Source organism: Clostridium sp. AF20-7, assembly GCF_003479275.1.
In the GTDB taxonomy this organism is placed as follows: domain Bacteria; phylum Bacillota; class Clostridia; order Lachnospirales; family Lachnospiraceae; genus Otoolea; species Otoolea fessa.
Genome location: NZ_QUGF01000009.1, coordinates 35,129 through 59,613 on the forward strand (window position 1 = coordinate 35,129; position 24,485 = coordinate 59,613).

Annotated in this window: 24 protein-coding genes; 16 read left to right on the forward strand and 8 right to left on the reverse strand. The window is 48.7% G+C overall.

Annotated elements, in window-relative coordinates; genetic code table 11:
- The first annotated feature begins 40 nt into the window (after positions 1-40).
- The gene (locus tag DWX68_RS10635; RefSeq protein WP_107001123.1) at positions 41-394 is read left to right on the forward strand and encodes an Hpt domain-containing protein; all 354 of its coding nucleotides are present in this window, start codon (positions 41-43) and stop codon (positions 392-394) included.
- Between the two features lie 50 nt (positions 395-444).
- On the opposite strand, the gene DWX68_RS10640 is transcribed toward DWX68_RS10635, so the two are convergent.
- The 5 genes from DWX68_RS10640 to DWX68_RS10660 form a co-directional block, all read right to left on the reverse strand.
- On the reverse strand, positions 445-729 hold the full coding sequence (locus DWX68_RS10640; RefSeq protein ID WP_147354952.1) for an ABC transporter ATP-binding protein: 285 nt from the start codon (positions 727-729) through the stop codon (positions 445-447).
- Between the two features lie 182 nt (positions 730-911).
- Complete coding sequence (locus DWX68_RS10645; protein WP_118629419.1) at positions 912-1,286, reverse strand: desulfoferrodoxin family protein; 375 nt, start codon at positions 1,284-1,286, stop codon at positions 912-914.
- Between the two features lie 21 nt (positions 1,287-1,307).
- Positions 1,308-1,850 carry a rubrerythrin gene (gene rbr / locus DWX68_RS10650; RefSeq protein WP_118629421.1) on the reverse strand — a complete coding sequence of 181 codons (543 nt, stop codon included), beginning with the start codon at positions 1,848-1,850 and terminating at the stop codon, positions 1,308-1,310.
- Between the two features lie 72 nt (positions 1,851-1,922).
- Positions 1,923-2,162, reverse strand: coding sequence for a helix-turn-helix domain-containing protein (locus tag DWX68_RS10655; protein WP_242995740.1), 240 nt, complete (start codon positions 2,160-2,162; stop codon positions 1,923-1,925).
- Positions 2,163-2,248: 86 nt separating this feature from the next.
- Positions 2,249-3,028 (reverse strand): DUF134 domain-containing protein, encoded by a 780-nt coding sequence (locus tag DWX68_RS10660; protein WP_118629423.1) that lies wholly within the window; start codon positions 3,026-3,028, stop codon positions 2,249-2,251.
- A gap of 115 nt (positions 3,029-3,143) precedes the next feature.
- Between DWX68_RS10660 and DWX68_RS14705 the strand changes: the two genes are divergently transcribed.
- On the forward strand, positions 3,144-3,308 hold the full coding sequence (locus DWX68_RS14705) for a hypothetical protein (RefSeq protein WP_182432175.1): 165 nt from the start codon (positions 3,144-3,146) through the stop codon (positions 3,306-3,308).
- Here the strand turns inward: DWX68_RS14705 and DWX68_RS10670 are convergent.
- Entirely contained in the window at positions 3,280-3,555 is a 276-nt protein-coding gene (locus tag DWX68_RS10670) for a cupin domain-containing protein (protein ID WP_243027704.1), read from the reverse strand. The two genes, DWX68_RS14705 and DWX68_RS10670, sit on opposite strands and share 29 nt — an antisense overlap.
- The gene (locus tag DWX68_RS14940; protein WP_243027720.1) at positions 3,489-3,824 is read right to left on the reverse strand and encodes a helix-turn-helix domain-containing protein; all 336 of its coding nucleotides are present in this window, start codon (positions 3,822-3,824) and stop codon (positions 3,489-3,491) included. Before DWX68_RS14940 ends, DWX68_RS10670 begins: the two co-directional genes overlap by 67 nt.
- A gap of 141 nt (positions 3,825-3,965) precedes the next feature.
- Here DWX68_RS14940 and DWX68_RS10680 point away from each other — a divergent pair, with 141 nt between their 5' ends.
- The 13 genes from DWX68_RS10680 (at position 3,966) to proC (ending at position 20,878) form a co-directional block, all read left to right on the forward strand.
- Entirely contained in the window at positions 3,966-5,918 is a 1,953-nt protein-coding gene (locus DWX68_RS10680) for an oleate hydratase (RefSeq protein ID WP_118629431.1), read from the forward strand.
- Between the two features lie 289 nt (positions 5,919-6,207).
- Positions 6,208-6,861 (forward strand): hypothetical protein, encoded by a 654-nt coding sequence (locus DWX68_RS14945; RefSeq protein WP_243027706.1) that lies wholly within the window; start codon positions 6,208-6,210, stop codon positions 6,859-6,861.
- 13 nt (positions 6,862-6,874) lie between these two features.
- Positions 6,875-7,168, forward strand: a complete 294-nt coding sequence (locus tag DWX68_RS10690) for a hypothetical protein (protein ID WP_118629433.1) — start codon at positions 6,875-6,877, stop codon at positions 7,166-7,168.
- A gap of 217 nt (positions 7,169-7,385) precedes the next feature.
- Entirely contained in the window at positions 7,386-10,001 is a 2,616-nt protein-coding gene (locus DWX68_RS10695) for a cation-translocating P-type ATPase (protein WP_118629435.1), read from the forward strand.
- A gap of 394 nt (positions 10,002-10,395) precedes the next feature.
- Positions 10,396-12,972, forward strand: a complete 2,577-nt coding sequence (locus tag DWX68_RS10700) for a transglycosylase domain-containing protein (RefSeq protein ID WP_243027716.1) — start codon at positions 10,396-10,398, stop codon at positions 12,970-12,972.
- A gap of 382 nt (positions 12,973-13,354) precedes the next feature.
- A complete protein-coding gene (locus tag DWX68_RS10705) occupies positions 13,355-14,434 on the forward strand; it encodes a Gfo/Idh/MocA family oxidoreductase (RefSeq protein WP_107001112.1) in 1,080 nt (359 codons plus the stop codon).
- 16 nt (positions 14,435-14,450) lie between these two features.
- Positions 14,451-15,167, forward strand: a complete 717-nt coding sequence (locus tag DWX68_RS10710) for a hypothetical protein (RefSeq protein WP_107001111.1) — start codon at positions 14,451-14,453, stop codon at positions 15,165-15,167.
- A gap of 68 nt (positions 15,168-15,235) precedes the next feature.
- Positions 15,236-15,745, forward strand: a complete 510-nt coding sequence (locus tag DWX68_RS10715; RefSeq protein WP_107001110.1) for a TRAP transporter small permease — start codon at positions 15,236-15,238, stop codon at positions 15,743-15,745.
- 16 nt (positions 15,746-15,761) lie between these two features.
- The gene (locus DWX68_RS10720) at positions 15,762-17,042 is read left to right on the forward strand and encodes a TRAP transporter large permease (protein WP_107001109.1); all 1,281 of its coding nucleotides are present in this window, start codon (positions 15,762-15,764) and stop codon (positions 17,040-17,042) included.
- Positions 17,043-17,072: 30 nt separating this feature from the next.
- Complete coding sequence (locus tag DWX68_RS10725; RefSeq protein ID WP_181357224.1) at positions 17,073-18,131, forward strand: TRAP transporter substrate-binding protein; 1,059 nt, start codon at positions 17,073-17,075, stop codon at positions 18,129-18,131.
- Between the two features lie 35 nt (positions 18,132-18,166).
- The gene (locus DWX68_RS10730; RefSeq protein ID WP_107001107.1) at positions 18,167-19,138 is read left to right on the forward strand and encodes a hypothetical protein; all 972 of its coding nucleotides are present in this window, start codon (positions 18,167-18,169) and stop codon (positions 19,136-19,138) included.
- A gap of 189 nt (positions 19,139-19,327) precedes the next feature.
- Positions 19,328-19,942 (forward strand): GntR family transcriptional regulator, encoded by a 615-nt coding sequence (locus DWX68_RS10735; protein WP_181357223.1) that lies wholly within the window; start codon positions 19,328-19,330, stop codon positions 19,940-19,942.
- Positions 19,943-20,047: 105 nt separating this feature from the next.
- On the forward strand, positions 20,048-20,878 hold the full coding sequence (proC, locus tag DWX68_RS10740) for a pyrroline-5-carboxylate reductase (protein WP_107001105.1): 831 nt from the start codon (positions 20,048-20,050) through the stop codon (positions 20,876-20,878).
- 96 nt (positions 20,879-20,974) lie between these two features.
- Here proC and DWX68_RS10745 read toward each other — a convergent pair whose 3' ends face one another.
- A complete protein-coding gene (locus DWX68_RS10745; RefSeq protein WP_107001104.1) occupies positions 20,975-21,883 on the reverse strand; it encodes an AraC family transcriptional regulator in 909 nt (302 codons plus the stop codon).
- Between the two features lie 179 nt (positions 21,884-22,062).
- On the opposite strand from DWX68_RS10745, the gene DWX68_RS10750 reads away from it, so the two are divergent.
- Complete coding sequence (locus tag DWX68_RS10750; protein ID WP_107001103.1) at positions 22,063-24,450, forward strand: formate C-acetyltransferase/glycerol dehydratase family glycyl radical enzyme; 2,388 nt, start codon at positions 22,063-22,065, stop codon at positions 24,448-24,450.
- Positions 24,451-24,485: the final 35 nt, after the last annotated feature.

Sequence of the window (24,485 nt, forward strand, 5' to 3'; positions counted from 1 at the left end):
TCATGAATTAGTGGAATACAATTGACAGGAGGACTAAAATATGACAATGCAAGAGTGTTACGAAGCTATTGGAGGAAACTATGAAGCTGTCTTGGGACGCCTTCACAGCGAAGCACTGATTCGGAGATTTGCATTAAAGTTCCTTGAAGATCAGAGTTATATACAGTTAAAACAGGCATTGGAAAATAAAAATTATGAAGATGCTTTTCGCGGTGCACACACACTGAAAGGGGTGTGTCAGAATCTTTCTTTTGACCGTCTGTATGAGGTTAGTCATGAGTTGACAGAACTTTTGAGAGATAGAACCGGAGAGCAGCCGGGGATACCGGAAGCAATGGAAAAAGTAACAGAAGTATATGAGATGACAATTGAAGAAATAAAGAAGGGGCTGTAGTATTAAGTGATGCGACATGACTTTCTGCCTTGAATCAAGTGCTTGGAACATCATAAAAATGAGTGGATAAAGGAAACAAAATGTCGATTCACCAATAATTGGCCAAAGCGAATGTGGGAAAACTCCACCGCTCCCAGCGCATGGCCGATTCGCTTCGGTGCTTCCGGCTCTGCTTCCATCTCCGGCTCATCCAGCAGCTCATATACCCGCTCCATGGAGGCCAGCGCCGATTGCAGAGGGTTTGTCATATAGGAAAGCTCTGTGATCGGTTCGCTGGACATGTTCATGTACTGGAAAAAGGCCTGGAACGTGCCGGGGGTCAGGCTGCCTTTCATAAGCATCCCACCGCCGAGGATCGCAATCCATGTGTCTGCCCTCCACGGCAATGTTGATCATGTCGGCGGTGATGGTAGAGATCAGCAAAGCGCCTGCCGCATTCGCTAGCGTGACAAGTAGGATGAATACACACTTGCCGCGATAGGGGTTGAGAAATGGCAACAGATTTTTGAAAGATGAATCACGCTTTCCACAGACTATGGAGGTTACAATAGGCGTAGACCGCTTCGACTTCATCGCCCTCGCAGAGAGCGAAGCAGACCTCTGGCTTTTCGCCGGGATGCAGTTCCTTGCGCTGATTGCCCTGCTTGGTCTGGAGAGATACCCACTCGATGTAGTGCTCCGGCAGCATAGGATGCTCCACGGAGCCGACCTTGACATGGACGATGCCGTTTTCCACCGTCCAGACGGGAACATGCTTCTCCACGGCGGCGTCGGTGGTGCCGGGAACGATCTCGCTCATCGGCTCGCCGCAGCAGATGACAGGAACACCTGCGTCCTTAACTTTGGCAATGATGTTGCCGCAATGCTTGCAAATGTAAAACTTCTGCTCCATGATGATTCTCCTTTTCTTTCTTTAATAATTCTCCGCGTGAATTTCAAAGTAGCTCTGGGGATGGTTGCAGGCAGGGCAGATCTCGGGCGCCTTCTCACCGATCACGATATGACCGCAGTTGCGGCATTCCCACACCTTGACTTCGCTCCTAGCAAAGACCTCTGCCATCTCCAGATTGTGTAGCAGGGCGCGGTAGCGCTCCTCGTGGTGCTTTTCAATGGCGGCGACCAGACGGAACCGCTGCGCCAGTTCATGAAAGCCTTCTTCATCGGCGGTTTTGGCAAAGCCGTCGTACATATCCGTCCACTCGTAGTTCTCGCCCTCAGCGGCAGAGAGAAGATTTTCAGAGGTATCGCCAATGCCGTTCAGTTCTTTGAACCACAGCTTAGCATGTTCCTTTTCGTTGTCAGCGGTTTTAAGGAACAACGCCGCGATCTGCTCATAGCCTTCCTTCTTGGCCTTGGATGCAAAATAGGTGTACTTGTTGTGTGCCTCGGACTCACCGGCAAAGGCAGCCATCAGGTTTTTTTCGGTTTGAGTACCTGCGTATTTCGTTTCTTTCATGATCGATTCTCCTTTCGGTTTTCTGCTTTCATTATATTAGAATTATGATTTCATTCTGTGACAAAGTCACATCTATTTCAAACGATTTAGTCTGTTCTTATCCCGCAGCGTGATCGCGCCTCGTCTTAGTTCCACGAGCCCGTCCTCCGAGAAGCTTTTGAGCATCCGCGCCACCGCCTCCCGCGCCGAGCTGATGTGCTGGGCGATCTGCTCATGGGTCATGCGTATCGTGTCGGAGTCAGTACGCTCTGCTTCGGCAAGGAGAAACTCTGCCAGCCGCCGATCCAATCCCTTGAACATGATCTGCTGCATCGCCCACATCACATCAGAAAAGCGTTTCCATTTCGTGTTCGGTCAAGGATGACCAGAACGGAAGCTGTGTCAGTGTTCGTTCCATATCAATGGCAGCTATGCTTGCCGCAGCCGTGGTTCCCGCAGGTGTGACCTTTTTCGCCGTGCTCATGGTCATGGTGATCACAATGAACATTGGGGTCATAGCCCAGATTTCCGCTGAGCAATGCGCTCACCGCTGCGTCAGCGTCCCCGCTGACACCGCCGTAAAGCTTGATCCCCGCTTCGGCGAGTGCTGCCTGAGCACCGCCGCCGATGCCTCCGCAAATCAAAGCGTCCACGCCGTTCTGCATCAGAAAGCCTGCCAGTGCGCCGTGACCGCTGCCGTTGGTATCAACAACTTCCACATGAGTGATTTTGCCGTCCACAGCTTCATAAAGCTTGAACTGTTCGGTGTGGCCGAAATGCTGAAAAATTTGACCGTTTTCATAGGTAACTGCAATTTTCATAATGGAATCTCCTTTGCATTTTTTGTTGGATTTTTCTGTGTTGGCTCTCTGCATCCGGCACCAACGGCCGCAGTGGGCTGCCTCCTGTCCTCCGCAGATGCGGTAGTTTCCCCCGGTGATGTGCAGCGGTTTCCCGTGGACAAGACACGCTGCGATCTTGCGCCGTGCGACTTCGTAAATCTCCTGCACGGTAGAGCGTGAAATGTCCATTTGCGCGGCACACTGTTCGTGGGTTTGCTGCTCCAAGTCAACCAGACGAATGACCTCGTATTCGTCCAGCGTCAGCAGGATCGGCTTGGTATTCTCGCACCCATTGGGGCAGAAGGTATCAACTTGTGGTGCGCCACAAATCCGACGGCACCGTGGCGGTCTTGGCATGGACGCGTTCCTCCTTTTATTTTCGGTATATACCGATTATAACACCTCGCTCAGAAAAATCAATACAGATTTTTTAAAAGCCGCTGTAATGCTTATCAGAATCTCAAATATAAGTATGGAAATCGACATTTTTGGTGCAGAGGATATTCAAATCTCCAAGCTGTGTGTCGGATGCATGAGTTTCGGCAAGGCATTGACCAGAATCCCGCGGATGGCAGCCGGAAATGCAGCGCCGTCCCAATCAGCGGCTTTTATGTTTCCGGTATTCCGTTGGGGTTAATATGAAATATGAGAAATGGCAATGGGTAAGAAATGATCGGCAGAATATATTTCTGATAAATCAGGCTGTCGCAAGGGGCAATAAAAGAAGGCATAAATACAAAATTGGGAATGAGGGCTTTTGAGGGAGAATAAAGGCGATGGAGTACCTTTGTATTAATGAATATGCCATTTCCTTCGGTTAAATGAAATTGGTCTTCTCCAATCCACAAAGTAACAGTTCCGGATTCAATATAAATAAACTCCAATTCAGTATGCCAGTGCCATTCGATGCCATTTTTGGCAGAAAGTAGAGCTGCCGCCCAGCAAAAATATTTGCTAATTCGGCGTAGACCTCACGGTGGAGAAGCCCGTTTTCCTCCATCGCCCGGAGCTGGGCGGTCAAAACCTTCTGAGACACATTGCCTACGGACTTTTTCAGCTCCCTGAACCGCTTCGTTCCCGGCAGCAGGTCACGCAGGATCAGCACCTTCCACTTGTCCTGACCAAAGGCAAACGGGAAGTGACAGAAGATGATGAGAGAGAAGCGATGCTCTTGACTTTTCTTCAAAAAAGTTTTACTATCAAATCATTATTAGATAGTATCAAAAACTAGATATCGGGGTAACGTAAAAAAGAAATGGTTTGAAAGTTGAAGAAAGGCAGGGGCGATCAGGACATGAATAAGAAAGCATGGAAAGCGGGTGCGGTATCGGCACTGGCAGTTGGAGCGGGGCTGGCGGCAGCGGCGTCGAAGCGGAAAAAGGCAGGAAAAGTGGTTAAGTCGGCTTCGGATTACCGGAATACGGAACGCGGCAGCCAGGAGAAAAACAGCAAGGGAATTTATTATTCGAAGGGAAATTATGAGGCGTTTGCGCGCCCGGAGAAACCGGCGGGAATCGAGGGCAAATCGGCTTATATCGTCGGAAGTGGATTGGCTTCTCTGGCGGCGGCGTGTTTTCTTGTGAGAGACGCACAGATGCCGGGAGAAAATATCCATATTCTGGAGGCGATGGAGGTAGCAGGTGGTGCATGTGACGGTATTCAGGATCCGACCCGTGGATATGTGATGCGCGGCGGCCGCGAGATGGAGGATCATTTTGAGTGCCTGTGGGATCTGTTCCGCAGCATCCCGTCCCTGGAGGTGCCGGGGGCATCAGTTCTCGATGAATATTACTGGCTGAATAAACACGATCCGAACTACTCGCTCTGTCGTGCGACGGTCAACCGAGGCGAGGACGCACACACGGACGGCAAATTCCGCTTGAGCCAGAAAGGCAGCATGGAGATCATGAAGCTGTTCTTCACGAAGGATGAGGATCTGTATGACAAATCCATTGAGGATGTGTTTGATAATGAGGTATTTGATTCGGATTTCTGGCTGTACTGGAGAACAATGTTTGCGTTTGAAAATTGGCACAGTGCATTAGAGATGAAACGCTATTTTCAGCGTTTTATCCACCACATCGGCGGACTTCCGGATTTCTCGGCACTCAAATTTACGCGTTACAACCAGTATGAGTCGCTGATTCTGCCGATGCAGAAATATCTGGAGACGGCAGGCGTCCAGATCCAGTTTGGCACCGAGGTTACGAATGTGCGGTTTGACATCCAGGGTGAGAAAAAGGTTGCGAAGGCGATCGAGTACGTGAAGGGCGGCGAGAAGAAGGAAATCACGTTGACTGAGGATGATTTTGTCTTTATTACGAACGGAAGCTGTACTGAGGGAACGATCTACGGCGACCAGAATCAGGCACCGGTAGAAGGTGCGGAAGTGCGTACCAGCGGCTGCTGGAGTCTGTGGCGTCAGATTGCTGCGCAGGATCCGGCATTTGGACATCCGGAGAAATTCTGCTCGGATATCCAGAAGACGAACTGGGAGTCTGCGACGGTCACGACTTCGGATGAGACAATCATTTCCCAGATCCGCAAGATTTGCCGCAGGGATCCGAGAAGTGGACGCGTCGTAACAGGCGGTATCGTGAGCTGCCGTGATTCAAGCTGGCTGCTTAGCTGGACGATCAACCGTCAGGGACAGTTCAAAGCGCAGAATAAGGACGAGATCTGCGTCTGGGTATACAGTTTATTTACGGATGTACCGGGCGATTATGTGAAGAAGCCGATGCGCGCCTGCACGGGCAAGGAGATCACCGAAGAATGGCTGTACCATCTCGGAATCCCGGAGGATCAGATCGAGGAACTGGCTGAGAACCATGCGAACTGTACGCCGACGATGATGCCGTATATTACAGCATTCTTTATGCCGCGGCGTGCCGGAGACCGCCCGGACGTTATCCCGGATGGATGTGTCAATGCGGCATTTCTGGGGCAGTTTGCGGAGACCCCGCGTGATACTATTTTCACGACCGAGTATTCCGTCCGCACCGCGATGGAGGCGGTGTACGGCTTGTGCGGCGTAGACCGCGGCGTACCGGAGGTATGGGGAAGTGTCTACGATATCCGCGAGCTTCTGGACAGCACGGTCAAGCTGATGGACGGCAAATCGCCGCTGGAAATGAAGCTGCCGATGCCGCTTGAAGCACTCAAAAAGCCGATTCTCCGGAAGATTGACAAGACGGTGGTTGGAAAGCTGCTGCGCGATCACGGCGTGCTGAAAGACTGGATGGTGTAAGAGACTGAGGAACGCAGGTGTTACTGTTCACAGTAACACGCAGGTAAATATGGCTGCGTTAGATAAAGGAAGACAGGCTGTCACAAACAGAAGGCCCCGGACGGAAAACGTTCGTTTGGCATTCGTGTGGCAGCCTTTTTTTGTGTAACAGGAAATTGTCGTGAGGCACATTCTTTTTCACTTGCCCGTTTTTCTCTGACATGATACAATAAAGATTGGCGTAAATGTAGAAAATTTGAGAAGAAAACGATTTTGAAAAGGATCGTTTGATAGATGTGAGGGAAAATAGATGGATTATTTACTTTGTATCCCGGCGCGGGAGACAAATACGAGAGAGAATTGTGAGAAAATACATAATGTTCTGGCGCGCATGTCCGATACCTACAAACTGCGGATTGTACCGGAACCGGTTAAGAATAAGCAGTTTCCATGTCCGCCGTATTACAAGAAATACCGGATCTACAAGCCGGTAAAGGAACGCGATACGAACGGAGAGGCATATCTGGAAAAAGAAGAGGAAGAGATGCTCTTGAGTTCCTGCAAGACGGAGGAAGAGCAGGAACTGATGAAAAGCTGTATCTATGCGTACCAGTATTCGGCGGCGATCGTACTTAAAAGCTTCCGGGAGAAGGAAAAGAAAAATAAGATGCAGGTTCGACCTCTTTCGGAGCGGACACAGGCGCCAAGAGGCGTAAGTGGTCCGAATAGGGGAACACGTCTGGAAACACCGGAAAAAGCCGAAAAGTCGGAACAGGAGCGCAGCGCACAAGAACGTCCGTCTGGCAGTGACAGACCGGAACGATCGGAGAGAAGCTATCGGAACCGTACAGCGGATCGTGCTGCTGAGGGGAATACTGAGCGCACGCAGGGCAGAGAAAGAGCTTGCTCAGAGAGAGAGGGCAGCGCGTGTTTCGGGAGCCGAGAGAGCAGCGGACAGACGTAGCGGAAACCGCGCGGTGCCGGAAAATGAGAAAAGGGAAGACCGCCCGGCTTCTGGAAGGCGGGAGCGGTTTGAGCGCCGTCCACCGCGCAGAGGAGAACGGCCAGAAGTGGAGAAAAATGAGGTCGTGAAAGACCCAGTGCAGGGCGAACTTCCGTTCCGTGCTTACATGGAGACAGGTAGCCTCCCGGCGTTCCGGGATACGGCAGCAACGGTGACTGCACAGCCGATACAGCGGAAGAAAGAAGGTTATATGCCGATGGAGCGCAAACCGGCCGCGCAGACGCAGGAGCCGGAACCACAGGTGTAAGGTATGTGACAGAAACAGAACGATAAAATTAAATCATAGAATTTATAGAATGGCATCGAAACAATAAGAGTTCCGATGCCATTTGAGCATCAAACAGGACTATGCTTTCCATTTCTTTATTCCAACCATTCAGTTCTAATCCCCCCTATTTTCCGCATATGAATAAATGCAGTCTGTGAAAAGTACAGAACAGGGACAGAAAAAGGGGGAAATGCGCATGTATGAGAACCGGACGGTGGAAGAGGTGTGCAGGGAGTTTTCGGTCGATTTGCGGACAGGCTTATCGGCAGCGGAAGTGGAGGTGCGGCAGCGCCATTATGGGGAAAATGAGCTGCGGGAAGCACCACCGCGGAGTCTGATTGTGCGCATCGGGGCACAGCTTTGCGACTCCCTGATTTTTGTGTTGTTTGCGGCAGCCGGGATCTCCCTGCTTTTGGGCGAGTACGGCGATGCGGGGGTAATTCTGGCGGTTGTCGTATTAAATGCCACGGTGGGCGTGATTCAGGAGGGGAAGGCGGAGAAAGCGCTCGAATCCTTAAAACGGATGACGCAGCTGGAGGCGGTTGTGATCCGGGAAGGAAAAGAGCGGGAGATTGCCGCGCGGGAGCTGGTGCCGGGGGATCTGGTCGTGCTCGATGCCGGGAGGCAGGTTCCAGCCGACCTGCGTCTTACCGAGACAGCTGAAATGCGGGCAGAAGAATCAGCGCTGACCGGCGAATCGCGGGCGGTTGAGAAAAACAGCCATTTTTTAGCCGCCGGTGCGCTTCCAGTGGCAGAGCGTAAAAATGAGACATTTATGACTTCTTACGTGACGGCAGGGCGGGGAAAGGGAATTGTCATCGCCACCGGCATGAATACGGAGGTAGGGAGGATTGCCTCTCTGATCCGCGAGGCGCCGGAGGAGGAGACACCGTTGCAAAAAAGGCTGTCGGATCTGGGGAAACTATTGAGTATTCTTACGATCGGGCTGTGCGTTTTATTATTTACCCTCGCCGTCTGGCAGAAGCGCGACGTGATGGAAATGCTGCTCACCGCGATTTCCCTGGCGGTAGCTGCCGTGCCGGAGGGGCTTCCGACGACGGTGACGATTGTGCTGGCGCTGGGAGTGACGAAAATGGCGCGGGCTGGCACGATCGTGCGCCGTCTTCCGTCCGTGGAAACACTGGGGGCAGTCAGCGTGGTCTGCTCAGATAAAACGGGGACGCTGACGAAAAATGAGATGACGGTGACGACATGTTATGTAAATCGACAGGAGTATACGGAACAGGAATTGGCGCGCTCTAAGGAAGGAGAAGTGGGAAAACGGCTTCTGGAGGTATTTGCGCTGTGCAGCGATGCCGGGGAGATGGTGGGGGATGCCACCGAGCGGGCGCTGTACGGATTTTGTGAAAACTGTGGTGTATCTCCGGAGCATCTGCGTCGGAGATATCCGCGGAAAGGGGAGATTCCCTTTGATTCGGATCGGAAGAGAATGACGACGGTGCATGAGCAGGGAGAAAACTGGATTTCTTGTGTAAAAGGGGCGCCGGATGTGATTCTTAAAAGGTGTCGTTATGAGATGGAAGAGGACAAAATTGTGCCGCTGACCAGGGAGAGGCGGACAGAGATTGAGGCGGAGATCACGCGTATGTCCGCGCGTGCCCTGCGAGTACTCGCGGGGGCGTATAGGGAGCTTCAAACAGGAAAAATGCCGGATGGAAAGCGGGAGAAACAGGTGGGACAGCTGGAGCAGAACCTGATATTTCTGGGTCTGGCAGGCATGATGGATCCGCCGAGGGAGGCAGCAGCCGAGGCAGTTGAGGCATTTCGCAGGGCATCTGTGCGGACGGTCATGATCACTGGAGATCATGCAGACACGGCGCTTGCGATCGCCAGGCAGCTGGGGATTGCCAAACGGCGGGAAGAATGCATGACGGGGGCGCAGCTGGAAACGCTGGATGAGGGAGCTCTGGAGGAACGAATCGGTTCTGTATCAGTCTTTGCACGGGTGTCGCCGGAACATAAAGTCCGGATTGTGCGGGCTTTAAAACGCGCCGGGTGCGTGACGGCGATGACCGGGGACGGCGTAAATGATGCGCCGGCGCTTAAATCAGCCGATATCGGGATCGCGATGGGAAAAGGTGGCACCGATGTGGCGCGGCAGGCGGCGGATATGATTTTGACGGATGATAATTTTGCGACGATCGAGAGGGCAATTGAGGAAGGGCGCGGCATCTATGAAAATATACGAAAATCTATACTGTTTCTGCTTTCCTCCAATCTGGGGGAGATTTTAACCATGTTTGCCGCCGTTGCTATCGGAATACCGGCGCCGCTGGGAGCCGGGCACATCCTTTGGATCAATCTGATTACGGACTCGCTTCCGGCGCTGGCACTCGGCATGGATGGAAACGACCGGGAAAACTTGATGCGTCAGCCGCCGCGCCGGACGGGCGAGTCGCTGTTTGCCGGAGGCGGATGGTTTTGCATGGCATTTTACGGGTGTTTGATTGCAGCGGTCACGCTGGGGGCATTTTTCAGCAGACAGGAGCTTTTGCGGGCGCAGACGTATGCATTTACCGTTCTGGGGCTGTCGGAGCTCTTTCATTCGGTCGGCATGCGCTCGCTCACGGGCTCGGCATTTTCGCGCAGTCTTGGGAAAAATCCGCTGATGCTTGCGGCATTCCTTGTGGGGATTCTGATGCAGGTTGCGGTGACGGAGATTCCTTTTTTGATGAAACTCCTTCACACGGTGCGGCTGCACCCGGCAGAGTGGCTGGCGCTTCTCCTGTTATCCGCCACGCCGCTGTTAGTGCATGAACTTCTAGCATTTTTTTTTCGGAAACGGCGTTGATACAGCGAAAATGCAGTTTACAGACAAGTGTTTTTGAAGCTGAATGCATTGGCAAAATCCCGTTACTGTTTCCGGGTAGGCACTTTTGGAACCGAAAGTGCCGTAAGAAAACGTGGTGGCAGCAGGAATTTGCCGTATTTAAATGCGAAGCCACGGCAAATTCCGTTACTGGGCACGTATGCGCGAACAGTAACATGCGGCAGGAGATTGAGCAGATTTCGAAAACAGGCTTGTTCTTTTGGACAAAAAAACTTATAATAAAAGGGAGTCCAAGCTGATTTTGTCAGAAAAGTATAAAAAGTTGCTGTCCGCAGACAGGCATTTTTGAAGTCTAAGGTGCCGCATGAAAATAGAATGGAAGCAACCATAGATACATAGGAAGATGAGGGAAGAGATGAGGGAGAAACAGACGAGAGAGGACGCCTCCGGCGTTCGAAAGAAGCCGGCAGCTTCATCCGCACGATCTTCGGGCAGGCGGGGCACCGCAAAGAAAAGCGGGAAAATTGATGTCGGCAAGCAAAAGAAAGCGGGCAAAAATAACAGCCGGAGCGGTGGGCAGATCGTGTTCCATGCGATGGCAAGGATCTTTGGAACCATGTTCAAGACGCTTCTGGTGTGTCTGGTACTGCTGGTGATTGGCGGTGCCGGATTTGGCGCATATAAGCTGATTCCGCTCTATGAGGACTATAAAAGCCAGATAGAGGGAGTGGTGGAAAACAGTACGCTGGATACGTTCCGTTTGCAGGAGGCAAGTTATATTTATGATTCCAACGGTAATGTGCTGGCGAAGCTGACGGGAGACGAGGATTCCAGTTATTTGACGTATGACCAGATACCGCAGAATGCGGTCAACGCATTTGTGGCGATCGAGGATCGGACGTTCTGGGAAAATCCAGGCATTGATATAAAAGGTATTTTCCGTGTCGCAGTCAATTACTTTTTGACTGAGGGAGCAGAAAAGCACGGCGCGAGTACGATCACCCAGCAGTTAGCGAGAAACCGTTTTCTGACCCGCGAGGTGTCGATGGAGCGGAAGATCAAGGAGATGCTGATTTCCTTAGATCTGACGAAGAAATACACCAAAGAGCAGATTATGGAGTTCTATATCAATGATATCAGCTTCGCGAACACGTACTACGGGCTTCAGGCGGCTGCAAGAGGTTATTTTGGCAAGGATGCGGATGAACTGTCCTTGAGCCAGACGGCATATTTGTGTGCGATTCCGAACTCGCCGACGTATTACAACCCGTACCGTCATCCGGAAAATGCGCTGACACGCCGCGATAAGATTCTGGAAGATATGCTGAGTATGGGATTTATTACGGAGAAAGCGTGCAAAGAGGCAAAGGCGGAGGAGATCACGGTCAACCGCCAGAGAGTGCCGCTGCACAACTATGAGACGACGTATGCGATCGACTGTGCGATTCGCTATCTGATGCGCCGTGACGGCTTTGAATTCCAGTATGGATTCCGCAGCGACGAGGCTTACAAAGAGTACAATGCCAATTACAATGAGGTGTACAACCAGGAGCGCGATGCGCTCTACACGGGCGGCTATAACCTTTATACCTCGTTGGATCCGGACAAGCAGACGATCCTGCAGGATGCATTAGATGGAGTTTTGTCCTTTGATGGCAATACATCCGAAAACGGCGTTTACAAGCTGCAAGGCGCGTCCACCGTTATTGACAACAAGACGAACCGCGTCGTGGCGATTGTGGGTGGACGTAGTCAAGAGACGGATACCTACACATTAAACCGTGCGTTCCAGAGCCCGAGACAGCCGGGAAGTTCTATCAAACCGTTGATCGTGTATACACCGGCACTGGAAAATGGTTACACATCGGAAACAAAGATTCCGAATATCGATATTGACGCGGCGAAGCAGAAGGGCGTGGATGTGAAGTCCCTTTCCGGCGAGAGGCTGGAGCTTCGAAATGCGGTCGAGCGAAGTAAAAATGGTGTGGCATGGTATATCTATGATGATATCACACCGGATGTCGGCATGGCATATTTAACCCAGATGCGCTTCGCGAGCGTGCAGGCGGCGGACTATTATCCGGCGACCTCCCTGGGCGGCTTTACCACCGGTATGACGACCGAGGAGATGGCGGGCGCTTATGCAGCGCTGTCAGACCGGGGACAGTACCGCGAACCGACCTGTATTATCAAGATGATCAATAACCAGGGCGAAGATATTTTTGAAGATTATGAATCGGTTCAGGTTTACCAGGAGAGCAGCGCCGTGCTGATGACCGATATTTTAAAGGGAGTTGTCACAAAAGGTACGGCGGCATCGATGGGGTGGAGCGGCAATATAGAGGCGGCCGGAAAGACCGGTACGACCAACGGCAGCCGTGACGGCTGGTTCTGCGGCATGACGCCATATTATACGATGACGGTCTGGGTTGGCTACGACCAGCAGAAGACACTTTCCAGCCTGTACGGCGGCACGTATCCGGCGAAGATCTGGAAAAATGCGATGGAAAAGATGGTAGAGGGGCTTCCGGCGGCGTCCTTTGATACCCCGGAGACGGACAATGGACGCGGAGAAGGAACCTATCTGGCAGGTCATCCGGATGCATTTGAAATCACAACCAGCGGATATACCGCGGCGAATTTCAGAAGGGATCATTTGCTCTCGGATGAGGCGGCGAAGCTTCTGGAGTCTGCAAAGAGCGGCGATTCCGGTCGCAGCAGCAAGGAGTTAAAAGAAGACGCCAGCGCCAAGATCGAGCAGATCAAGAGCGAATCCATCAAAGAGCGGATGCAGCGGATCTACAAGACGGGTACGGCAGGAAAACGGTATTCAGCCCCGGCGGTTGTGCCGGAAACAACTGCCGAGACAGTTGAAGATCCGGCAGAATCTAGCACGACGATCGTGCCGGCAGGACCGGGCAGCGACATCGGACCAGGACACGGTCCGGCGCAGGAACCGGCAGTGGGTCCGGCGGCGGAGATTGGGCAGTAAAGAATTGAAAATGAGAAGAGTCATTTGATGCAGAGACATTAAATGGCTCTTCTTTGTTTTGTAGAAAAGAATTGTTCTATGAAATCTGTTCAAGATTTATGTGGAATCAATGGCGGAAGAATATTTGAATGAGAATAAAATTGACCGATTGTTTATGCAATAAGGGAAATATGGGGGAAAATGGATTGGAAATGTACAATACAATGAAATAAAACATGATAAAAGATCAATACGATTTAAAGTTCGTCAAATAAAATCAGAAAACGACTTGAAAATGAAAAAATAAAGTGCTAATATATCAGTAAGATATCTGAGATATATTAAAGAAAACAAAGTGCATGTACTAATAAAAGATTAAAAAAAGAAAGGAAGGAAAAAGAGTATGGGCGACAAAATCAGATTTGGTATTATCGGCGGCGGTATGGCAGGTCCGTTAAATGCAGGAGCACTTCGGGATATCCCGGAAGCAGAGGTTGTTGCATTCTGTGACGTGAAAGAGGATGTGGCAAAGGAATTCAGCAAAGAGTACAATATTCCGTCTTATTACACGGATTATAAAGAGATGCTGAAACGAGATGATATCGATGCTGTCTGTGTAGTAACACCTCCATTCCTGCATGAGCAGATGGTTGTGGACTGCGCGAAGGCTGGCAAACACGTAATGTGTGAGAAACCAATTTCTGTCGATTGTAATGCAGCTGACAGGATGATTGCAGCATGTAAAGAAGCGGGCGTTAAATTTGGTGTTATCTTTATGTACCGTTTCATGGATCAGGCTCAGCTGATCAAAAAAGCGCTGGATGAAGGCAAGCTTGGTAAACTTCTTTCGGTTGATTGTTCTGGAAAATGCTTCCGAAGCGATGAATACTATGCTTCCGGTGCATGGAGAGGTACATGGAAAGGTGAGGGCGGCGGTTCCCTGATTAGCCAGACCGTTCATTTTATTGACTTAATGCTTTATTTAGTCGGCGATGTAGAGAGACTGACTGGTAATTATATGACAACCCTGCATCCGGATATTGAAGTAGATGACGTAGCCAACGCAATATTCAAATTTAAGAATGGGGCGTTGGGAAGCCTGGTAAGTAGTAGTGCAGTCCGTCCGGGTTATCCGCGTCACATCGAAATCCATGGTGAAAAAGGTACGATCAAGATTGTGGAAGAAGAGATCGTAGAATGGAAAGTAGAAGGCATGAACGAGGATGATTACCTGACCAAAGTAAAAGTTGACTCTGGTGATACAGCAACGGGTGCTGGCTATGTGGCAACCGAAAACCACAGAAGACAGCTTACTGATTTCATCCATGCAATCAAAGAAGATCGTGAGCCGATGGTAGACGGCGTAGAGGGAAGAAGAACGCTTGAATTTATCCGTGCGATTTATCAGTCGAGCGACCTTGGTAAAGAAGTGCATTTCCCGATCCAGGAAGATGAAAAATACGGAAAGAAGACAGCTTGGTAATAAGGAGGTATAGATTATGGAAAAGAAGATGTATACAGAGACGTTGGAAAAGGTTCGCAATGATTATGCGGTTCGCAATATTGATAAATTAGAGGCAGCGATCAAAGCCGGTGATATGGAAAAAGCGCTGGAGCTGCACAAATTAAATGTAGAGAAAAAGACAGGATTTCACCATTTCGCAGTCCGCTGGGTAAATCAGACATTACGCAATTTCAAGAAATGGGCACCGGATGAGGCGATCTTTGAATGTATGGAAGACTATGCATTATGGTGCTATCCGCCATGTCTGCAGGACTGGATGGAGAAATATAAAGCGGGTCAGGCTACATATAAAGATTTCCCAATGGAAGATTTCCTGGAGAACCGTGCAGTATTATGGTCTGCTCTTCATGATAACGGCGATCAGATTTGGGAAGAGGATGAGGAGAAGATTACCTTTACACTTCCGCGTTGTAACAGCGGCGGCTGGCTGGTAACCGAATGTCAAGACAAGGTACAGACTTTAGATAAACCGGATCCAAGAGCTTATAATAAGGAAGGATTCCAGTGCTACTGCCTGAACTGTACAACCATGTGGGAGTTTGGTTGGTACAAATGGTTTGGATGGCCATTATTCATTATGGATGTGCCGACTATCGGCAGTGACGGTAAGTGCGTGATGGTTATGTACAAAGATCCGAAAGATATCCCGGATTCTTACTATGAGAAACGCGGCTTAGAGAGAAAGATCTAATAAAAAACCGGCGGCAGTTTCACCGGCTGCCGCCTTTGTAAAAACTATCCAGGAAAGGGGGATACATTATGAAAGAAAAGGGGAACCCACTTCTCCAGATAATTCGAAATGTAAATGATGCGGTAGTAGTTGTTCTTTTCCTTGCGATGACAATTACAGTTATTATTCAGGTTTTTTTTCGTTTTGTAATACAGAGTCCTCTTAGATGGACCGAAGAATTAGCGAGATATCTGATGATATGGCTGGTATTGATGGCATCGGCGATTGCGATGAGAAATCGTTCTCACCTTCAGGTAGATGTTCTGACATCTGCACTTCCGCAAAAGCCGAAACGCATTTTGACCGCGATTGTAGATCTTTTAACGATTGTTTTCTTATGTATTATGACATATTTCGGGTTCAAAGTAGTACAGTCTACGACGGCTCAGACGTCTCCGGCGATGCAGATTCCGATGGCTTTGATTTACGCGGCATTCCCAACCGGTGGAGTTTTGATGATTATGGAACAGCTCCTTACCTTTATCGAACGCTTAAAAAACAAGAATGCACCGGAAGAACCGAGAGAATTTATAGATTAGTAAAGGAGGCTGCGATATGTTAGGATTTTTATTTATCTGTATTTTGTGTCTGTTTCTAATCGGAGCCCCTATTTTTGTTGCACTCGGAATGGGAACGACACTTTCGATTATGCTTGAGGGAAATTTCCCATTGGTTCTGGTACCGCAGAGAATGTTTGCGGGTCTTGACAGCTGGCCGATCATGGCGATTCCGATGTTCATGCTGGCAGGAAATCTGATGGATCAGGGCGGTATGTCCAAACGGATTGTAGATTTTGCAAGTGCGTCGATCGGCTTTGTAAAAGGAAGTCTGGCGATGGTAGCCGTACTGGCATCCATGATTTTCGCGGCAATTTCCGGTTCAGCAACGGCTGGAACAGCAGCAATCGGTTCGATCATGACGCCTGCATTTAAAGAAAAAGGCTATAACATGAGTTTCGTAACGGTTCTGCTCTCAGCAGCAGGAAGTATCGGACCGATTATTCCGCCAAGTATCTTAATGGTTCTGATTGGATATTCCACAGGTGCATCTGTTGGTCAGTTATTCCTCGGAGGCGCTATTCCTGGAGTTATGATTGGTGTGGCACTGATGGTCTACTCCTATATTCACGCTTCCAGGGGCGGAGATGCATATATCCAGACAACCAAGTTTGATCCGAAAGAAGTACGGAGAACGATGTTTTCTGCACTTCCTGGTTTAGGACTTCCGATTATCATTATCGGTGGTATCATCAGCGGTATCTTTTCTGCAACTGAAGCAGCGGCTGTGGCGGTTGTCTATGGCTTCCTGGTAGGTATGTTTATTTACAAAGAAATTACATTGAAAGATTTACCTGGTATTTTTGTTAAGTCCGCGCAGACAGCGGCTGGCATCATGATTATCACAGGCTGCGCTTATATCTTTGCATGGTTTATCACAGCAAAACAGCTGCCGCAGCTCTTAATCCAGGTTATGAATACATTCATCACAAGTAAGACTGCATTCCTTATTTTCTTAAATATTGCGCTGTTCTTAGTTGGAATGTTTATGGAAAGTTTCTCTGCAATTATCGTTTTAATGCCGATCTTATTCCCGGTAGCAACCGCTTATGGAATCGACCCGATTCACTTTGGTGTTATTGTCTGCATCAACCTGGCGATTGGATACGTAACACCGCCTTATGGAGCAACTTTATTCGTTGCCTGTGGATTGACCGGCAAGAGTGTAAGAGAGGTATTCCCGTTTGTAATTCCTACGATTCTTGCAATGTTAGTTGTACTGATTATTGTTACATATCTCCCGCAGACCTATTTATGGCTGCCGCAGTTAATGGGATAAGAAGATGAAATGAAAGGAGGATTTATTGATATGAAGAAAAATGTGAAACGGTTTGTAAGCATGACGATGGCGATGCTGGTGGCAGCTGGCTCTCTGGCAGGATGTGGAGGAGGCGGCAGCGCTTCCACAGGAGAGTCCGCAAAGGCAGCGGCTAATACAGGCGGTTCATCCGGTGGTGCGGTGACCGTAAAGGTTTCCTTATCACAGGCAGCAACCGAACCTCCGGTAAAAGCAGCGGAATATTTTAAAGAGATTGTGGAAGAGCGATCCAATGGCGAAATTAAAGTAGAAATATATCCGGATAACCAGCTTGGCAATGAGCGAGATGTCATTGAGGGTATGCAGCTTGGCACCGTAGAGATGGCGATGACGTCGGTAGCGCCGTTCTCCAGCTTTGTTCCATCTGTTAATATATTCTGCCTTCCGTTCCTCTGGAGAGATAAGGAACATATGTATTCCGTTCTGGACTCTGACGAGATTGGAATGTCCTATAGCGGTGACTGTGAGGAGAAAGGCTTCCATCTGATGGGCTTCCTGGATTTGGGAACCAGACATATCATGACAACGCAGAAGACGATCAACAGTATCGAGGATTTAAAGAATCTCAAGATCCGGACCATGGAAAATCAGGTACAGCTGGATTCCTTTACCGCATTCGGCGCAAGCCCGCTGCCGATGGCATACGGCGAATTATACACAGCGCTGCAGCAGAACATTATTGACGGTGCAGAAGCGGCCAATACAAACTATTATTCCAAGAAGTTTTATGAGGCAGCGCCGCACTGGGCAATGGTTGGATGGACCAACGACTTAGGTATCTGCGTAGTTGCTAAGAATTTCTATGATTCTCTTTCGGACGAGCACAAACAGATTATCGATGAGTGCACCAAAGAAATGATCGATAAAGAGAGAGAACTTTATACAGCATCTGAGGATGAGTGCTTGGAACTGTTAAAGGGAGAGGGCATCGAAATCACAGAGCCGGATCGCGAACCATTTATCGAGGCAGCCCAGAGCGTATATGATCAGTGGGGCGATAAAGTAGGCGGAAGAGATAAAATTGACGCAATCGTTAATTTTGGAAAATAAAATGTGTTCAGTGACAGAGAAAGGCAAAGGTGTATATGGGATTTGATTATCAAAGTTTTTTGAATGACAAGATTTTTGAAGAATTAAACAAGATAAAAGCCTTTTCTCCGGAGGTTATTGAGCAGGAAGCGGCGGCGCGAAAAAAACCGGGATTTCCGCATGATAAGCTGGTATTTGCGGCAGCGGATCACAATGCCAGAATGATCAATGAGTACAAAGGAAATCCGATTGGTTTAAGTAATAGGCGGGAGTATTTATCCCGCCTGGTGCGGATGCTGCAGAGTGATCAGATTGATGGAATCGAGGCGACACCGGATATTATTGAAGATTTATTTATCCTCAATAAGTTGCAGCGGGAACGTGGAGAAAAGGCGTTTCTGGATGGGAAGATGCTGGTTGGCACTGTGAACCGGGGCGGTCTGAAAAATACGGTATGGGAGATGGACGATATGCCGTCCTGTTATACAGTCGATCGCCTAGTGAAACTTCGGATGGACGGTGTAAAGTTTATGATCCGTCTGAATCCGATGGATGAGCGAAGCAAATATACGGTTCGGTACTGTGCAGAAGCTGTCAATGCAGCAGAGTCAGCTGGTCTTCCAATTTTTATCGAGGCGCTGTATGTAGAAACGACGGAAACGGGGTTTACGATGAAGACGGATTCAGAGAGTCTGTGTAAGGTAGTCGGCGTGGTAGGCGCTCTTGGCTGCCGTGCATCCGGCAAATGGATTGAAGTTCCGCTGAATCATGAATATGCAGTTCCGACGGCGGCGACCACCTGTCCGGTGCTGGTAGTTCCAGACGAGGTAAAGAGTGAGCCGATTGAGGTTGTAGAAGAGTACACGAAAGAGATCGGAATCAGCAGCAATATCCGCGGAATCTTGCTGGGACGAAATGTTATGTACAATGAATCGGATCCGCTTCCAATCGCGGAAGCGATCGCGGATATCTGGCATAAGGGCGGCAACGCGGAAGAAAATTACAAGCGATGCGTCGAAAAATTATAAAAAAAATAGGGCATATCAGGTTACTGGGCATGTATGCGTGAACAGTAACTATATCAGAAACGGGGTATATACAAAAGTCTAATTGAATTTGATCCTTATTTGCGCTATTATAAAAATAAGCATTCCTGTAGACTAAAAGAAGTTGGATGCAAATCACAGATTTGTTCTACAAGAAAGATGAGGGAAACAATGCGAGTTAGTGATGTGGCATACGAGAAGATTAAGATGATGATTATTACAGCCAGACTTCGCCCCGGACAGACATTAGTAGAGGCTGAATTGATGGAAGAGCTGGGGATGGGACGAACTCCCATCCGTGAGGCACTGAATCGACTGGCATGGGAAAACTTTGTGAAAATTGTCCCGAGACAATGTATTATGGTAAATGAGATTTCCTTATATGAAGTGGAATCGATTTATCAGATGAGATTTGCTCTGTCTCCACTTGAATCAGAGCTTGCTGCTATGAATCGGACGGAAGAAGATTTAAAGCGGCTGAAAGACAGCCTGGAAGTCCTGAGAGAGGAGACAGATGCGGAAGAAAGAGTTCTTTTGGATCGAGCATTTCATAGAATTATTTCTTCTATGACTAGGAATCCGTTTCTTGAGCGGGAGATGAATAATTACCAGGATTTGAGTATTCGTCTTCTGTTTTTAAACCGGATTAATTTATCTTCGATTGATGATATGGATATTGGACATCATGAGGAAATTTATCGTTGTCTTCAGGAGAGAGATGTAGATAAATTGATATCGGTTCAGAAAGCGCATGTTCAGGCATTTAAAGAAAAATTTATCCGCTGAGAGCGGGAACTTCCCTTCGCTGAAAGGCGAAGGGAAATATAAGCCACATAAGATATATTTGAAGTATATTACTAACTCGGACTTTAAGTTGAAAGGAGACCAGCTATGAAAAAAATTGCTTTTATTGGAAGTGGAACTATGGGTACAGCTCTTGCAACGGCAGCCTGCAAGGGAATTGATCCATCGGAAGTTGTGATTACAGATGTGGTTACAGAAAAAGGACAGAAATTAGCGGACGAGCTGGGATGCAACTTTGTTGAGACCAATGGAGAAGCGATCAAGGCAGCTCATTATGTTGTGTTCTGTGTAAAACCGCAGTTTTTAAAGAGTGTTCTGGAAGAGGTGAAACCGGTCTTTGCGGCATGTGCAGAAGAAGGGCAGGAAAAAATTATCGTTTCGATTGTAGCGGGTGTTGAGGTTTCAACCTATATGAAAGAATTAGAGTTAGAAGGAAAGAATGTTCCGGTTATCCGTATTCTCCCGAATACAGCCTGCTTGATTGGAAAAGGTTTTATCCTGATCGAACAGGGCGACAGCTACACGAAGGAACAGGAGGACGAATTCCGGTATATTCTACGTGAAGCCGGTGGATTTGACAGCCTTCCGGCCTCCCAGTTTGTGGCAGGCACGGTATTAACATCTACATCCCCGGCGTTTATCGCAATGTTTGCTAATTCTCTGGCAGACGGCGGCGTTTACAATGGTCTTTTACGTTATCAGGCGAGAAGATATGCACTGGAAGGAATCCTTGGAACCGTGCAGCTGTTTTTACAGAGCGAAAAGCATCTTGAGAATTTAAAAGATGATGTGTGTTCTCCGGCTGGTCCGGCGATGATCGGTGTGAAGACACTGGAAGACCGTGGGTTCCGCAGCAGCGTGATCAATGCGGTTGTCGATGCTTATAAACGATTTGATGAAATTGGAAAATTAAAATAATCGTTGCATCATCCTGAAAAAGCCCCCCTTTATATTTTTATACCACCTTAGCAGCCGGTCGGTTTCTCTGATAAAGAGAAGCCGACCGGTTTTCCATTAACTGCTTGGGATATCTGGTTTTGATAAGTGTTGTTTCCGGTACTGTGCTGGTGTGCAGCCAATGATCCGTTTGAATGTGGCGATGTAATTGCTGACCTGGTTGTATCCGACCAGTCCGGCAATCTGTGAGATGGGCAGATCGCGGTGAAGGAGGGAAACACTGGTCTGGATGCGGTAATTAGTTAAATATCCATAGGGAGTTGTGTGAAGAATATTTTGAAAAATCCGGCAGCATTCTCCGACGCTGATATTGGCTGATGCAGCCAGGTCTGAGAGCTGTAAATCATCTGCGTAATGTGCATAGATGAACAGGAGAATGGATTGCAGGCGCTGCTGGCGCAGGAGGTTAATAGAGGTAGAATTCCCACTGCTGTGAAAATTGGAAATCAACAGATTCCACATCGAGGTAATCTTAATGCAGATAGAATATTCATTGCCTTTAACCTGATTGGAAAGAAATAAATCGGTTATTTTTTTGTGCAGTCCGATCAACTCTTTCTGCCATTCGGATTCCGGGTGAATAGAGAAAGCGGAGAATTTCCCGCCGGCGGTATAGGGCAGGACGTAGTCCTGATCCATGCGGCTTCCAGGAAAAAAGGCAAGAAGGCGGTAAGGAAAATTGAGGCTCGCATAGGAGCCGTCTTCCGACATCTGTGTGACGGCATGAATCAGGGAGGTGTTGACGAAAATCAGATCTCCAGCCTGTCCGGGCAGAGAAAGATTATCTACCTGCATTGTCAATGTTCCGCTTAGTACGAGGGTAAACTGCAGCTCATCATGCCAGTGGAAGTCGCGCAGCCAGCGTCCCGGCGGCTGCATGGAATGAATATCAGAATAGTAGACATTGACCGGAAAATCTTGATCTTGATAGTGGTTGATTTCCTGTAACTGGGAAGTAGATTTCAAAGGATCCCTTCTTTCTATAAAAATTCAATATGTTAAGATTTTGGTATTTTTAGTTATTGATATTGTACCATTTCCACATAAGAATTGCTATACTTTTAAACGAAAAGAGATTTATAGCAGGTGCTAAAAAAATAAATCCCACAGAATGGGAATGTGAGTAAAAAATAGGAGGAAATCAGATGGCAGCAATCGAAAGAAAACCATACATGGATCGGATTGACCGATTAAAACAGAGAGTATTAAAGACCAAGCCAGAGATGGATCTGGAAAATGCAATTATCCTGACAAAGGGCTTCCAGGAATCAGAGGGACAGCCGCTGTGCATCCGGAAAGCATATGCATTTAAGAAACAGTGCCTGGAGAAAACTGTAAAAATCTGGGGGGATGAGCTGATTGTCGGCAATGCCGGAAGCAAGCAGCGCGGCGGTATTTTAAGTGTCGATACCTGCTGGTCGGTTCTGGATGAGGAGCTGGATACCATCAGTACCCGTCCATATGACCCATTCTATCTGCGCCCAGAGGATCGGAAGGCATTTGAGGAGATCATCCGCCCGTACTGGAAGGGACGTTCCACGTATGAGCAGTGGCTGGTACAATGCCCAGATTTTGCGGCAACCTTACGTGACTGCGGCGCTCTTTACATCAACCGTAAATCGGTTCGTGGCTGGGGCGAGACGACTGCGGGTTATTCCAGAGTCATTAAAGAAGGCATGGAGGGAATCAAGGCGCATATCCATAAAGTGCTTGATACACTTGATATTACCCGTCCGGGTGACTATGAGAAGATTGAATACCTGAAAGCGATGGAGCTGGCAGCTGACGGTATCTCCGCATTGGGACACCGCTATGCGGCAGAGGCGAGAAAGCTGGCAGAGGCAGAGCCGGATGAGAAGCGCAGAAAAGAACTGTTACAGATTGCAGGGACCTGCGATCAGGTTCCGGAAAAACCGGCGCGTACCTTCCGCGAGGCGATTCAGTCGATGTATATTTACCAGACCTGTATTTTCATGGAGCAGAATGCAGCAAGCTACAACCCGGGACGTATGGATCAATATCTTTACCCATTTTATAAGGCAGATATCGAGGCTGGCCGTTTGACAGAGGAAGAGGCGCAGGAACTTTTGGACTGCTTATGGGTTAAATTCTCTGAGCAGTGCCTGTTCCAGGATCAGGTAACCGCACAGTTTTCCGCCGGTTACCCAATGTTCCAGAACGTATGCTGCGGCGGTGTGGATGAGCGCGGCATGGACGCAGTCAATGACGTGTCGTACCTGATTTTGCAGGCAACCGCAGAAGTACAGTTATATCAGCCATCCCTGTCTGTCCGCTACAATATGGCGAAGAATCCGAGCAGCTTCTTAAAGAAGATTGCAGAGGTTATCAAGCTTGGAACCGGTTTCCCGGCATTTCACAACGATGAAGTTGGTATCGAGATGCTCCTGAACAAGGGAATCCCGTTAAAAGAAGCATATAACTGGAATCCATGCGGCTGTGTAGAGACGAACCTGGAAGGAAAACAGAGATGCTACACCGCATATGCAGACTTCAACTTAGGTTCTGCGGTTGAATTTGCCCTGTTAAACGGCAAGAGCCGTAAATATGGCATTCAGGCATCTGAGGCGACCGGCGATCCGACTGCCTTTAATACCTACGAAGAGTTTGAAGAGGCAGTCAAAGAGCAGATCCGCTATGAACTTCGCGGAACCGTGGCTTCCAGCCATGTATGCGATGACATTGGCTTCCAGAGGGTCGTTCCGGCACTTTCCCTTTCCTTCTATGAGTGCGTAGAGAATGCGAAAGATTACGCATGGGGCGGTGCGAAATATAACCTTGGAAATGGTATTGATGCGATCGGCGTAGCAGACCTGATCAACAGCCTGATTGCAGTAAAGAAACTTGTATTTGATGAGAAAAAAGTAACGATGCAGCGTCTTCTGGATGCACTGGATGCAAACTTTGTGGGTTATGAGGATGTCAAGAAGATGTGTGATGAAGCTCCGAAGTACGGCAATGATGACGACGAAGTAAACGAGCTGACCGGTGATATGTTCTGTTTTATCGCGGACTATATTGAGTCGTTCCACAGCAAATTCGGCAAGATGACGCCAGGTATTCTTCCGGTATCTGGAAATACTCCGTTTGGTCTGGAGGTCGGTGCACTTCCGTCCGGACGTCTGGCTTGGAAACCGTTAGCAGACGGCGTATCTCCGAACCAGGGAACCGATACCGAGGGCATGGGCGCTGTATTGAAATCCATTTCCCACATTCCGCATGGCCGTTTCAATCAGGGAACCCTGCTGAATGTAAAGATGGATACGGTATTCCGCGACAGCCCGAACTCGACAAAAGAACTGATGAACTACCTGCGGAGTCTCTGCTCCCTGGGCGTATTCCACACACAGTTCAATGTCATCGATACGGAGACCTTAAAAGAAGCACAGAAGCATCCGGAGGATTACAACGGACTGCTGGTACGTGTAGCTGGTTATACAGCATATTTTACAGAGCTTGGAAAAGAAGTACAGGACGATATCATTTCCAGAACTTCACATTCCAATATCTGCTAGGAAAAAGAGTGAAATCTGCCGTGTTTCATAAAAAA

Bases quoted from the DNA above. Each gene is read 5' to 3' on its own strand.
- DWX68_RS10635 (WP_107001123.1), top strand. From the start codon at position 41: ATGACAATGCAAGAGTGTTACGAAGCTATTGGAGGAAACTATGAAGCT.
- DWX68_RS10640 (WP_147354952.1), bottom strand. From the start codon at position 729: ATGAAAGGCAGCCTGACCCCCGGCACGTTCCAGGCCTTTTTCCAGTAC.
- DWX68_RS10645 (WP_118629419.1), bottom strand. From the start codon at position 1,286: ATGGAGCAGAAGTTTTACATTTGCAAGCATTGCGGCAACATCATTGCC.
- rbr (WP_118629421.1), bottom strand. From the start codon at position 1,850: ATGAAAGAAACGAAATACGCAGGTACTCAAACCGAAAAAAACCTGATG.
- DWX68_RS10655 (WP_242995740.1), bottom strand. From the start codon at position 2,162: ATGCAGCAGATCATGTTCAAGGGATTGGATCGGCGGCTGGCAGAGTTT.
- DWX68_RS10660 (WP_118629423.1), bottom strand. From the start codon at position 3,028: ATGCCAAGACCGCCACGGTGCCGTCGGATTTGTGGCGCACCACAAGTT.
- DWX68_RS14705 (WP_182432175.1), top strand. From the start codon at position 3,144: ATGGAAATCGACATTTTTGGTGCAGAGGATATTCAAATCTCCAAGCTG.
- DWX68_RS10680 (WP_118629431.1), top strand. From the start codon at position 3,966: ATGAATAAGAAAGCATGGAAAGCGGGTGCGGTATCGGCACTGGCAGTT.
- DWX68_RS14945 (WP_243027706.1), top strand. From the start codon at position 6,208: ATGGATTATTTACTTTGTATCCCGGCGCGGGAGACAAATACGAGAGAG.
- DWX68_RS10695 (WP_118629435.1), top strand. From the start codon at position 7,386: ATGTATGAGAACCGGACGGTGGAAGAGGTGTGCAGGGAGTTTTCGGTC.
- DWX68_RS10700 (WP_243027716.1), top strand. From the start codon at position 10,396: ATGAGGGAGAAACAGACGAGAGAGGACGCCTCCGGCGTTCGAAAGAAG.
- DWX68_RS10705 (WP_107001112.1), top strand. From the start codon at position 13,355: ATGGGCGACAAAATCAGATTTGGTATTATCGGCGGCGGTATGGCAGGT.
- DWX68_RS10710 (WP_107001111.1), top strand. From the start codon at position 14,451: ATGGAAAAGAAGATGTATACAGAGACGTTGGAAAAGGTTCGCAATGAT.
- DWX68_RS10715 (WP_107001110.1), top strand. From the start codon at position 15,236: ATGAAAGAAAAGGGGAACCCACTTCTCCAGATAATTCGAAATGTAAAT.
- DWX68_RS10720 (WP_107001109.1), top strand. From the start codon at position 15,762: ATGTTAGGATTTTTATTTATCTGTATTTTGTGTCTGTTTCTAATCGGA.
- DWX68_RS10725 (WP_181357224.1), top strand. From the start codon at position 17,073: ATGAAGAAAAATGTGAAACGGTTTGTAAGCATGACGATGGCGATGCTG.
- DWX68_RS10730 (WP_107001107.1), top strand. From the start codon at position 18,167: ATGGGATTTGATTATCAAAGTTTTTTGAATGACAAGATTTTTGAAGAA.
- DWX68_RS10735 (WP_181357223.1), top strand. From the start codon at position 19,328: ATGCGAGTTAGTGATGTGGCATACGAGAAGATTAAGATGATGATTATT.
- proC (WP_107001105.1), top strand. From the start codon at position 20,048: ATGAAAAAAATTGCTTTTATTGGAAGTGGAACTATGGGTACAGCTCTT.
- DWX68_RS10750 (WP_107001103.1), top strand. From the start codon at position 22,063: ATGGCAGCAATCGAAAGAAAACCATACATGGATCGGATTGACCGATTA.